11 protein-coding genes are annotated in these 11,673 nt (G+C 72.6%); 4 read left to right on the top strand and 7 right to left on the bottom strand.

The window, feature by feature from the left end; translation table 11 throughout:
* Positions 1–13: 13 nt before the first annotated feature.
* The 3 genes from purD to ABD208_RS12265 form a co-directional block, all read right to left on the bottom strand.
* Positions 14–1,309, bottom strand: coding sequence for a phosphoribosylamine--glycine ligase (purD, locus tag ABD208_RS12275; RefSeq protein WP_344103129.1), 1,296 nt, complete (start codon positions 1,307–1,309; stop codon positions 14–16).
* A 25-nt stretch (positions 1,310–1,334) separates the two neighbouring features.
* A complete protein-coding gene (locus ABD208_RS12270; protein WP_344103127.1) occupies positions 1,335–2,627 on the bottom strand; it encodes an adenylosuccinate synthase in 1,293 nt (430 codons plus the stop codon).
* Between the two features lie 99 nt (positions 2,628–2,726).
* Positions 2,727–3,173, bottom strand: a complete 447-nt coding sequence (locus ABD208_RS12265) for a DUF3151 domain-containing protein (RefSeq protein ID WP_344103125.1) — start codon at positions 3,171–3,173, stop codon at positions 2,727–2,729.
* A 117-nt stretch (positions 3,174–3,290) separates the two neighbouring features.
* Here ABD208_RS12265 and ABD208_RS12260 point away from each other — a divergent pair, with 117 nt between their 5' ends.
* Positions 3,291–3,686 (top strand): STAS domain-containing protein, encoded by a 396-nt coding sequence (locus ABD208_RS12260; protein ID WP_344103122.1) that lies wholly within the window; start codon positions 3,291–3,293, stop codon positions 3,684–3,686.
* Between the two features lie 119 nt (positions 3,687–3,805).
* Here ABD208_RS12260 and ABD208_RS12255 read toward each other — a convergent pair whose 3' ends face one another.
* Positions 3,806–4,168 carry an STAS domain-containing protein gene (locus ABD208_RS12255; RefSeq protein ID WP_344103120.1) on the bottom strand — a complete coding sequence of 121 codons (363 nt, stop codon included), beginning with the start codon at positions 4,166–4,168 and terminating at the stop codon, positions 3,806–3,808.
* A gap of 175 nt (positions 4,169–4,343) precedes the next feature.
* On the opposite strand from ABD208_RS12255, the gene ABD208_RS12250 reads away from it, so the two are divergent.
* Positions 4,344–6,839: a SpoIIE family protein phosphatase gene (locus ABD208_RS12250; protein WP_344103118.1), complete on the top strand. Its 2,496-nt coding sequence runs from the start codon at positions 4,344–4,346 to the stop codon at positions 6,837–6,839.
* 37 nt (positions 6,840–6,876) lie between these two features.
* Here ABD208_RS12250 and fbaA read toward each other — a convergent pair whose 3' ends face one another.
* Positions 6,877–7,899: a class II fructose-bisphosphate aldolase gene (gene fbaA, locus ABD208_RS12245; RefSeq protein ID WP_344103115.1), complete on the bottom strand. Its 1,023-nt coding sequence runs from the start codon at positions 7,897–7,899 to the stop codon at positions 6,877–6,879.
* Between the two features lie 170 nt (positions 7,900–8,069).
* On the bottom strand, positions 8,070–8,858 hold the full coding sequence (locus tag ABD208_RS12240; RefSeq protein ID WP_344103112.1) for a TrmH family RNA methyltransferase: 789 nt from the start codon (positions 8,856–8,858) through the stop codon (positions 8,070–8,072).
* 61 nt (positions 8,859–8,919) lie between these two features.
* Here ABD208_RS12240 and ABD208_RS12235 point away from each other — a divergent pair, with 61 nt between their 5' ends.
* The gene (locus tag ABD208_RS12235; protein WP_425561104.1) at positions 8,920–9,642 is read left to right on the top strand and encodes a VTT domain-containing protein; all 723 of its coding nucleotides are present in this window, start codon (positions 8,920–8,922) and stop codon (positions 9,640–9,642) included.
* Between the two features lie 269 nt (positions 9,643–9,911).
* On the opposite strand, the gene ABD208_RS12230 is transcribed toward ABD208_RS12235, so the two are convergent.
* Positions 9,912–10,484: an alpha/beta hydrolase family protein gene (locus tag ABD208_RS12230; protein ID WP_344103110.1), complete on the bottom strand. Its 573-nt coding sequence runs from the start codon at positions 10,482–10,484 to the stop codon at positions 9,912–9,914.
* Between the two features lie 173 nt (positions 10,485–10,657).
* Here ABD208_RS12230 and ABD208_RS12225 point away from each other — a divergent pair, with 173 nt between their 5' ends.
* Positions 10,658–11,422 (top strand): SDR family NAD(P)-dependent oxidoreductase, encoded by a 765-nt coding sequence (locus tag ABD208_RS12225; RefSeq protein WP_344103107.1) that lies wholly within the window; start codon positions 10,658–10,660, stop codon positions 11,420–11,422.
* Positions 11,423–11,673: the final 251 nt, after the last annotated feature.

Genomic DNA, 11,673 nt, shown 5'->3' with positions numbered 1-11,673 from the left:
TCTGCGCCGAGGGTCAGACCGGGGTGGTCAGGGTGCCCGCGGCCGCCTTGGCCGCGATGTCGGTGCGGTGCCGGGAGCCCTCGAGGTCGATCTTCCCGACGGCCTCGTAGGCCTTGTCCCGGGCTGACGTCAGGTCGGGGGCCAGGGCGACCACGGAGAGGACCCGGCCGCCCGCGGAGATCAGGGTGCCCTCGTCGTCGAGGGCGGTGCCGGCGTGGAGGACGTGGACGCCGTCGGCGGCCTCCGCCTCGCCCAGGCCGGTGATCGGGTCGCCCGTGCGGGACGACGCCGGGTAGCCGGCGGAGGCGATGACCACCGTGACCGCGGCGTCGTCGCGCCAGCGGAGCGGGGGCAGGGCGGCGAGCTCGCCGCGGGCGGCGGCGCGCATGACCACGCTCAGGGGGGTGATCAGGCGGGCCAGGACCGACTGGGTCTCCGGGTCGCCGAAGCGGGCGTTGAACTCGACCACGCGCAGGCCGCGTGAGGTGAGGGCGAGGCCGCAGTAGAGGATGCCGCTGAACGGGGTGCCGCGGCGGGCCATCTCGTCGACGGTGGGCTGGGCGACGCGGGTCACGACCTCGTCGACCAGGCCTTCGGGGGCCCAGGGGAGCGGGCTGTAGGCGCCCATGCCGCCGGTGTTGGGGCCCTCGTCGCCGTCGAAGATCCGCTTGAAGTCCTGGGCGGGGGCGAGCGGGACGACCGTGGTGCCGTCGCAGACGCAGAAGAGCGAGACCTCGGGGCCGTCGAGGTATTCCTCGATCACGACGCGGCCTTCCTCGCCGCGGGCCTCCAGGGCGTCGCGGGCGTGGGCGAGGGCGGCGGCGCGGTCGTCGGTGACGACGACGCCCTTGCCGGCCGCGAGGCCGTCGTCCTTGACGACGTAGGGGGCGCCGAAGGCGTCGAGCGCCGCGGCGACCTCGTCGAGGTCGGTGCAGACGTGGGCCATCGCGGTCGGGACGTTCGCGGCGGCCATGACCTCCTTCGCGAACGCCTTGCTGCCCTCGAGGCGGGCGGCCTCGCCGCCCGGGCCGAAGACGGCGAAGCCGGCCTCGCGCAGCGCGTCGCCGACCCCGGCGACGAGCGGCGCCTCCGGGCCGACGACGACGAGCTCCGCGCCGATCTCCTGCGCGAGAGCCGTCACGGCGGCGCCGTCGCTCGCGTCCACCGCGTGCAGCGTGGCCCGGGCGGCGATTCCGGGGTTGCCCGGCGCGGCGTGGAGCTCGTGAGCCTCGCCGGACGCCGACTCGGCGGCGAGGGCATGGACGATGGCGTGCTCACGGGCCCCGGGCCCGACGACGAGGATCTTCACGGACCCCGAGTCTACGGCGGTTGGCTCAGCGAGGGTGGATCAGGTCGTGGACCGGGATGATCTGGTCGCGCGCCGGGCCGACGCCGATGGCGGAGATGCGGGTTCCCGACATCTGCTCCAGGGCGTCCACGTAGGTGCGCGCGTTCTTCGGGAGGTCCGCCAGGCTGCGGGCGGTGGAGATGTCCTCCCACCAGCCGTCGAACTCCTCGTAGATCGGCTTGGCGTGGTGGAACGCCGTCTGGTCCGTGGGCATCTCGTCGTGGCGGACGCCGTCGACGTCGTAGGCGACGCAGACCGGGACCTTCTCCATGCCGGTGAGGATGTCGAGCTTGGTCAGGACGAGGTCGGTGAGGCCGTTGACGCGCGCGGCGTACCGGGCGATGACGGCGTCGTACCAGCCGCAGCGGCGCGCGCGGCCCGTGGTGACGCCGTACTCGCCGCCCTGCTTGAGCAGGAACTCGCCCTTGTCGTCGAACAGCTCCGTGGGGAACGGGCCCTCGCCGACGCGCGTCGTGTAGGCCTTGATGACGCCGATCACCGAGTCGATCCGGGTGGGGCCGACGCCGGAGCCGGTGACCGCGCCGCCCGCCGTCGCGTTGCTGCTGGTGACGAACGGATAGGTGCCGTGGTCGATGTCGAGCATGGTGGCCTGGCCCGCCTCGAACAGGACGTTCTTGCCCTCGTCGAGCGCCTTGTTCAGCACGACCGACGTGTCGGTGACCATGGGCCGCAGCCGCTCGGCGTGGCGCAGCAGCTCCTCGACCACCTCGTCCACCTCGACGGCGCGGCGGTTGTAGACCTTCACGAGCAGGTGGTTCTTCTGGTCCAGCGCACCCTCGATCTTGGCACGCAGGATCTTCTCGTCGAACAGGTCCCACATCCGCAGGCCCGCGCGGCTGATCTTGTCCGCGTACGCGGGCCCGATCCCGCGTCCGGTGGTGCCGATGCGGCGCTTGCCGAGGAACCTCTCGGTCACCTTGTCGATCGTGCGGTGGTAGGGCGCGATGACGTGCGCGCTGCCGGAGACCAGCAGCCGCGAGACGTCCACGCCGCGCGCCTCGAGCGCGTCGAGCTCCTCGAACAGCACGTCGATGTCGACGACGACGCCGTTCGCGATCACCGGCACGACTCCCGGCGACAGGATCCCGGAGGGCAGGAGGTGCAGGGCGTACTTCTCGTCGCCGATGACCACGGTGTGACCCGCGTTGTTCCCGCCGTTGAACTTCACGACATGGTCGACGCGCGAACCCAGGAGATCCGTCGCCTTCCCCTTGCCCTCATCGCCCCACTGGGCACCGACGAGCACCACGCCTGGCATGGATTTCCCACCTTCTCGGGAGTGTGTTGAGCGTCCGTGAGTTTACCCGGGGACACCGGCACGAGGGGCGGACACGACACGACGCGGACACGCGCATGGTCAGCGGGCGCCGGCGACCAGTCCCCGCACCTCGTCCACGGAGGACCCGGAGTCCACCAGGAACTGGGCGCAGCGCTCCTGCTCCGCGGTCTCGCCGATCCGGCCGGCCGCGTCGGAGAGGGCCAGGAGCGCGCGCAGGAAGCCCTGGTTCGGCACGTGGGCGGCCGGGACCGGGCCCTGGCCGCGCCAGCCCGCGCGGCGCAGCGCGTCGAGCCCGCGGTGGTACCCGGTGCGGGCGTAGGCGTACGCCTCGACCGCCGCGGCGCCGCCCGGGGCGGTCGAGGCGAGGGCGCGCTCGGCCAGCACGGCCCACGCGAGGGACGACGCCGGGTGGTCGGCCGCGACCGCGGCCGGGTCCTCACCGGCCTCGATCCGGGTGCGGGCGGCGGCGAGATCGTCCGGGAGCTCGACCGGAGCGGGGCCCGCGAGCAGGTTGTCATGGCTCATGAGGACATTCTCCCTCGTGCGGGCCCAGGCTGGTCCACATTTCCCGGACGCTTCGGATCCGGGCGAATTCTTCCACTCAGCCGGTGGGATCGGCGATCTGTGGTTACGCTCGTGAGCATGATCGAGATCGCGACGTCACCGACGACGACGACTCTCGTGATCGCCGGTGAGCTCGACCTGTCCGAACGGGACCAGTTTCCCGGCATCGCGGCGCGAGTCGTCGGCCTGCGCCGTCAGCTCCTGGTGATCGACATGTGCCGGGTCACGTTCATGGACTCGACCGGGGCGGCGTTCCTCATCTCGCTCGCCGATTCCGGCGCGAAGCGCGGGGGCGCCACCGTGATCAAGGGTGCGGCGGAGCGGGACCTCTTCGTCCTGGAGGTGTGCGGCGCCATGGACCTGTTCCGGATCGACGGCGAGCACCACTGCGAGCCGGTGACCCCGGCCACGGGGTTCCACGTCGTCACACCGCGGATGATCGCCGCGGACAGAACGAGGCGCCGCGCGATCTGAGCGCGTGTTCTCACAGAAGCAGCCGGTCCCCGGCCGCCGGTGCGAAGCGTTGCGGCGGCCGCCCGCAGGCGAGGTACGAGCCGAGGGCGGCCGCCGCCCGGCGGCCCGGGAAAACACCATCAGTTCGCGGCCAGGTCCTCGTCCACGATCTCCAGCAGGTCGCCGATCCGGGTGACCTCCAGCAGAAATCGCACCGTCGGCGGCGCACGGAGCACGCGCACCTTGTGCGGGCTCCGGCTCGCGAGACGGGCGAGGAACGCCACACCCGAGGAATCCATGAAGGTGACGTGATGCGCATCGATCTCGACAGGAAGGCGGGAGCCCTCTGCCTCGGTGATGGCGTTCTGCAGCTCGCCGGCGATCTTCGCGTCGATCTCGCCTGCGAGCACGAGCCGGGAGCGCTGATCCACGGTGAGGACATGGACACTCGCCGGTTCGCCGTACTCGGGCTGGGCGTTCGAGTCGTTTCGGTCGTCCTGCACGGTTCTCCTCCCGAGGCGATCGGCTCCGGTTACGGCTTCGGCTGGGCTGCCATCGGCTCTGGTGACGTCATTGAGATGATAGAGGTTCGGCGTTCGCCTCTCCGACGGTCCCAATCTACGGTTGAATGTCCTGTCGGAACAGACGTCGGGCACGGATTGTCGAAAGGGGGGTCTGATGATAGGCAACTTGTCCTGGTCGGTCCCCCCTGAGGGTCCAGGCCAGGGTCGCACACCGCAGGTCCCGGCGCCCGGCGCCGCCACCCCGGCGTCGTCCGCCCGGGAACCGGGCGCGCCCGCCGGCGCCCCCGGCCGCACCCCGCCCCTGTCGGCCACGCGCCCGTCGGTCCCCCCGGGACTGCCGACGGCGACGCCGGCCGCGCCCGCACCGCCCGACCCCGGCGCACGCGCGCCCGAACCCGCCCGGCACCCCCTGAGCGCGCCACCGCGCACCGACCCGCCCCGGGCCCGCCGCCCGATGCCGCCGTCGATCGGCGAGCTGCTGCTGCGCGGCGCCGCGACGATCGGCGTGCCGGTGTTCGTGGCCGGGCGGTTCGAGGACGGGATGCCGCTGCTCTGGGCCAACGAGGCGTTCGAGAAGCACGCCGACGTGCGCTTCTCCGACGTCGCCGGGCGCCCGCTGTCGATCCTCGGGGACCGCCTTGGCACCCCGGAGGAGTCCGCGAGGATGCGCGAGCAGCTGGCGGCCGGCGAGGAGGTGCACATGATGGTGCGCTCGGCCCCGCGCGGCGGCGTGGCGGGCTGGGCGCAGGTCTCCCTCACCCCGGCCCGCGCGGGTCACGACGACCGGGTGACGCACTGGATCGGCATCGGCGTCGACGTCTCCGAGCACATGGAACGCCAGGCCGCGCACCTCGCGACCCTCACGGCGCAGCACCGCCAGCGCGAGGACAGCGACCTCATCACGCAGACCACCGAGCTCCTCGCGGACCTCGAGTACCCGTACGCCCTGCGGGACATCGCCGAGCTGCTCGGCCACGTCGTGCGGTGGGCCGGGTTCTACGTGAACGACGACGGCCTGATGCCGGCCGAGGGCATCGACGTGAAGAACCCGCCCTCGGGCCGCGGGCGGCGGCACGCACGCTACGTCGCCGGGGACGACCAGTCCCGCGGCGGCACCGGGCACCGCGGCGTCCAGGACCAGCTCGGCGACGCGACGTCGTCGGGCGACGCGACGCCCACGCCCGGCCGGCTGCTCGAGATCGTGGACGACGTCCAGAGCCTGCTGGACGGGCAGGGCGACGAACCCGTCGCCCTGCACCTGGACATCCCGCACGCGCAGTACTCGGCGTCCGGCTGGCTGCAGCGGGATCTCACCCGCCGCCTGTCGGAGGAGATGGACGGCGTGCCGCGGACGGTCGTGGTGCATCCCGTCGCCGGGCGGAAGTCCACGCTCGGCCTGCTGGTGGTGTGGCTCGAGGACGCCGGGGACGCCGCGCAGCTCTACGACGGCACCGAGGAGTCGGAGGAGGTCCGGGCGGTGCTCGAGGTGGTCGCGCGCCGGGCCGGGAACGCGATCGACAACGCGCGCCTGTACGCGCGCGAGCACCGCCTCGCGGAGACGCTGCAGCGCGCCATGCTGCCGGAGCAGGCCGACGTGCCGGGCCTGGACGTGTGGACCTACTACGCGCCCAACGCGGAGCACGCGCAGGTGGGCGGGGACTGGTACGACATCCTGCAGATCTCGGCGGACGTCGTGGGGCTGGTGATCGGCGACGTCGTCGGGCACGACGTCGAGGCGGCGGCCACGATGGGGCAGCTGCGGTCCGTGGTGCGGTCCTACGCGTTCGAGATGAGCGCGCCCGGCAGCGTGCTGCAGAAGGTCGACCAGCTCGTGGCCGGGATGGGCATCCCCCGGTCGGCGAGCATGGTCTACGCGACGCTGCTCAAGAGCGAGTCCGGCAGCCAGTCGATCGAGTACTCGCGTGCCGGGCACCTGCCGCCGCTGCTGCTGCGTGGCGGCGAGGTGGTCACGCTCGACGAGGGCGGCGGGGCGCTGGTGGGGTTCGGCTCGCGGGAGCGCACCACCGGCAGCTACGATCTGCTGCCCGGCGACACGCTGCTCTTCTACACGGACGGCCTGATCGAGCGGCGCGACCGCTCGCTGCGGATCGGGCTGGAGAAACTGCTGGAGACGGCGGCGGCGATCCAGTCCAAGGACGCCGCCGGGGTCGGCGAGGAACTGCTCGCCCGGCTCGCGGACAAGCCCGAGGACGACGTCGCGATCGTCGTCGTGCGCCTTCCCGATCCGGAGGGCGACAAGGCCGAGCCGAGCCTGTCCCCGCGGTGGCGGCGGTGGATGCTGCCGAGCGAGCCGTCGTCGATCGGGCGGGCCCGGCACGCGGTGCTGCGCACCTGCCAGGCGTGGGGCGTGGAGGAGTCGGCGCAGGCGGAGCTGGTCGTGTCGGAGCTGGTGGCCAACGGTGTGCTGCACGGCTGGGGGCACATCACGCTGCGGCTCTACGACACGGGCGAGGGTCTGCGGATCGAGGTCGAGGACTCCAACCCGGCCCCGCCGGTGGCGACGGACGGGCACCCGAACCGGCTCGGCGGCTTCGGGATGCAGATCGTGGAACGCCTGGCGGAATGGGGCTGGCGCCCGGCGGGCACGGGCAAGCTGGTCTGGGCGAAGCTCCGCGACCAGGCGAAATAGCCGCCCGGTCGCGGAGCCGCGGGTCAGTCCGACCAGGTCACTTCATCTTGGTGCCGGCGCTGCGCAGCTGCTGGCAGGCCTCCAGGATACGGGCGGCCATGCCGGCCTCGGCCAGCTTGCCCCAGGCGCGCGGGTCGTAGGCCTTCTTGTTGCCGACCTCGCCGTCCACCTTCAGGACGCCGTCGTAGTTCTTGAAGAAGTGGTCGGCGACCGGACGGCTGAACGCGTACTGCGTGTCCGTGTCGATGTTCATCTTGATGACGCCGTTGTCGACGGCCTCGGCGATCTCCGCCTCCGTCGAGCCCGAGCCGCCGTGGAAGACCAGGTCGAACGGGTTCTCCTTGCCGATCTCGGCGCCGACGGCCTTCTGGATCTCGGCCAGGATCGACGGGCGCAGCTTCACGGCGCCCGGCTTGTAGACGCCGTGCACGTTGCCGAACGTGAGGGCCGTCAGGTAGCGGCCCTTCTCGCCGGCGCCGAGGGCGCGGACCGTGGCCAGGCCGTCCTCGGGCGTGGTGTACAGCTTCTCGTTGATCTCGGCCTCGTGGCCGTCCTCCTCGCCGCCGACGACGCCGACCTCGATCTCGAGGATCGTCCGCGCGGCCTGCGAGAGCTCCAGCAGCTCGGCCGAGATGACGAGGTTCTCGTCCAGCGGGACCGTCGAGCCGTCGTACATGTGCGACTGGAAGGTCGGGTTCTGGCCGTTCTTGACCTGCTCCGCCTCGATGGCCAGCAGCGGCTTCACCCAGGAGTCGAGGTTCTCCTTGACGCAGTGGTCCGTGTGGATCGCGATGTTCACCGGGTAGCCCTTGGCGACCTCGGTGGCGTACGCGGCCAGCGCCAGCGACCCGGCGATGCGGTCCTTGACGGTCGCGCCCGAGCCGTACTCGGCGCCGCCGACCGACACCTGGATGATGCCGTCGGACTCGGCCTCGGCGAAGCCGCGCAGCGCGGCGGTGATCGTCTGCGACGACGTGATGTTGACCGCGGGGTAGGCGAACTTGCCGGCCTTGGCCCGGTCGATCATCTCGCCGTAGACCTCGGGGGTTGCGATGGGCATCTGCTCCAGCTCCAAATTTCTCGTGGTGTGGGGCGGCCGTCGCTTCCGCGGTCCTTGGTCCGCCCGGGTATGCAACCCCGATCTTATGCGCGGCGCGTGACCGGGGTCCCGGCGTTCCGCGACAAGAACATGACGCCTGGTTTGCCGTTCACGGCCACCGGGCCGGTCCCTCACAGCCAGCGCGCCGCCCACCGGTGCATCGCGATCGCCGCGGCGGCACCCGCGTTGATCGACCGCGTCGACCCGTGCTGCGTGATGTGCAGGACGACGTCGCAGGCCGCCTGTGCCTCGTCGGTCAGCCCCGTGGACTCCTGCCCGAACAGCAGCACGCAGCTCGCCGGGAGCTCGTACCCCTCGATCGGGACGGAGCCGGGGACGTTGTCGATGCCGACGACGGGCGTCGCGGCACCCGCGGCCCACTCCGCCAGGGACGCGACGTCCGGGTGGTGGTGCACGTGCAGGTACCGGTCGGTGACCATGGCGCCGCGGCGGTTCCACCGGCGCCGGCCCACCACGTGCACGCCCGCGGCGTTGAACGCGTTGGCGGTGCGCACCACCGACCCGATGTTGAGGTCGTGCGCCCAGTTCTCGATCGCCACGTGCAGCTGCCGGCCGGCGGGCCGGCGCGCGTCCATGTCCGCGACGATCGCCTCGACGGTCCAGTAGCGGTAGTGGTCGGCGACGTTGCGGCGGTCCCCCGCGGCGAGCAGCTCGGGGTCGTAGCGGGGATCGGGGCGGCGCCCGCCGTCGTCGTCGGACACGGTGGGCCACGCCTCGGGACCGCCGGGCCACGGCCCGACACCGACCGGCTGGCCGGCGGTTGCGGCCGCGACGGCCGGTTCGGGCGCGGCGGCCGGGTCGGCGGTTGCCGGTTGGCCGGCGGCCGCCGGGGCGGTGTGACCAGCCGGTACGGCACCGTCCGGTGCGGCGCGCCCGGCGCCGTCGTCGTCGGATTGCATGCGCCCATTGTGCGCACGCCGTCCGTACAGGACCCGACCGTCCAGCCGATACCCTGGGCGCGTGCTCATCGACGCCACCTCCCAGCTCGCCGCCGTGCCGACGCCGATGCTGCTCGGCCTGGACTGGATGGACCCCGACTGGCTGATCGAGAAGTTCGGGGACGCGGCGCTGATCGGCATCGCGCTCGTCATCTTCGTCGAGACGGGTCTGCTGTTCCCGATCCTGCCGGGCGACTCGCTGCTGTTCACGGCGGGCGCGCTCGTGGCGCAGGGCACGCTGCAGATCAACATCGCGCTGCTGTGCGTGATCCTGTTCGTCGCGGCGTTCGCGGGTGACCAGGTGGGCTACATGATCGGCCGGAAGTTCGGCCCGGCGCTGTTCGACAAGCCGGACTCGAGGCTCTTCAAGCGGTCGTACATCGACCAGACCAACGCCTACTTCGACAAGTACGGCGGCCGCACGATCATCGTCGCGCGGTTCGTGCCGATCGTGCGGACGTACGCCCCGGTGGCGGCGGGCGTGGGGCGGATGCCGTACCGGCACTTCCTCACGTACAACGCGATCGGCGGCCTGCTGTGGGCGGTGGGCGTGACGATGCTCGGGTTCGCGCTGGGCAACATCCCGTTCGTCAAGGAGAACATCGAGGCGCTGCTCATCGTGATCGTGCTGATCTCGGTGCTCCCGATGGCGTTCGAGCTGTGGAAGCAGCGGCGCGAGGCGAAGGCCGCCGCGGGCGACGACGCCGAGGCGCCGGCCGGGCCGCCGCGGCACTCGCGCGGCTGAGCGGGGACGAGCGGGGACGAGCGGGGACGAGCGGGGACGAGCATCGGAATTGTCCGCGCCCGCAGCCGTGAGGCCGGAGGACTCCGGCAGAACGGATGTGCCCCGGCAGCATGTCGCTGCTCGTCGGTGAGTCGGCCCGCTACCTCAGCGTCTCGCACCGGGTCACTGAGCCAGCCCGCTCCGGCCGCGTCTCACGCCGCGTCGTTGAGCCGGCCCGCCGCCTCAGCGTCTCGCACCGCGGCACTGAGCCGACCCGCACCGGCGGCCCCTCACTCCGCGTCAGTGAGCCAGCCCGCCACGGCCTGTGCCGTCTCCCGATCCTTGCCGCGCAGGTCGTGGGCACCCGGGAGGGTGATGCGCGTGACCTCGCCCGGAATGGTGGCCGTGTGCTCGGCGAGCTCCTCCGGGGTGCCGAACGGGTCCTTGTCGCCCGAGACGAACAGCACCGGGACCGTCAGCTCGCCGAAGTGGTCCACCCGCAGGTTCCCGGGTTTACCCGGCGGGTGCAGCGGGTAGCTCAGCAGCACGAGGCCCGCCGCCGGAAGGCCCTCCGCGACCGCCATCGAGCACATCCGGCCGCCGTAGGAACGTCCGCCGAGCAGGAGCCGGTCCGTCGTCGTCCCGAGTTCCTCGGCGAAGGCCGCGGCCTCCTGCACCAGGTGGGCAACGGCGACCGGCGGCCGGTCCGGCATCCGCTTCCCCGCGATCCGGTAGGGAAAGTCGACCCGCCGGACGGCCACCGCCGGCTCCAGCGCCGCGAGCGCCTCCTCCACGGCGACCAGCGTGTGATGGTCCCGCGAGGCCCCGGCCCCAGGCGTCAGCAGCACTCCCGCAACATCCATCCCCCCATCCTGAGCCATCCGGATGCGACCGGCCGCCTGCGGAGCGAGGTCGGTAGTCTGCGGAGCGGGGTCGGCCGAAAGTCGAGAAGTCGGCCCCTCGGGGAGCCGACCGCACCGACATCCGACCGACCGCACGACATAGTGCCGTCCGCACGACGATTTACAGTGCGGTCATGGGTATCGCACTGATCACCGGCGGGTCCGCCGGGCTTGGGCTGGAGTTCGCCTGGCAGCTCGCCGCTGCGGGGCACGACCTCGTGCTGGTCGCGCGGAACGAGGAACGCCTCGCGGAGGTCGCCGCACGGATCCGCGAGGTCACGGACGTCCGGGTGGAGGTTCTCCCCGCCGACCTCTCCGTGCCCGACGACGTCGAGCGGGTCGCGGACCGGCTCGCCTCCACGGGCGAGGGCGGCACCCCGGCCGCCGTCGGCCTGCTCGTCAACAACGCCGGCTTCGCCACGTCCCGCGACTTCACCCGCAGCCGCGCCACCACCGAGCTGCGCGGCGTCGACGTCATGGTGCGCGCCGTCGTCCGCCTCAGCCATGCGGCCGTCCAGCAGATGGTCCCGCGCGGGCGGGGCGCCGTGCTCAACGTCGCCTCCGTCGCCGCCTTCACCGCGGGCGGCACCTACGCCGCCGCCAAGGCGTACGTGGTCACGTTCACCGAGGGCCTCGCGATCGACCTCAAGGGCACCGGCGTCACCGCCACCGCCGTCTGCCCCGGCTTCACGCACACCGAGTTCCACGAGCGCGCCGGCATCCCCGAGTCGAGCGTCCCCGGCTGGGGCTGGCTCGACGCGCCGTTCGTGGTGAAGCAGGCGCTCGCCGACGTGCGCCGCGGCGTCGTCGTCTCCACGCCGTCGCTCCGGTACAAGGCGGCGTCGGTCGCGCTGCGCGCGCTCCCGCGCTGGGGCGTCCGCGCGCTCGGCAAGCTGTAGACACCCGACGGCGGCAGGCAACGTCCGACGACGGCGGGCGGAGACTAGAGCTCCGGACGGCGGGCGGCGCTGGCGGTGGCCCGGCAACGGGCGACCAACGGCGCCGGACGGCAGGCCGGAACGGCGGGCGGCAGCCCCCGGCAGACCCGAACGGTGGGTGGCGACCCTCGACGGCAACGGCGTCCGACCACGTCGGGCGGCGACCCTCGACGGCAAACGGTGTCCGACCACCTCGGGCGGCGACCCATAGC

Source organism: Myceligenerans crystallogenes (genome assembly GCF_039529775.1).
In the GTDB taxonomy this organism is placed as follows: Bacteria; Actinomycetota; Actinomycetes; order Actinomycetales; family Cellulomonadaceae; genus Myceligenerans; species Myceligenerans crystallogenes.
Note: the sequence above shows the minus strand (reverse complement) of the source record. Positions and strands in the feature narration are given on the sequence as shown.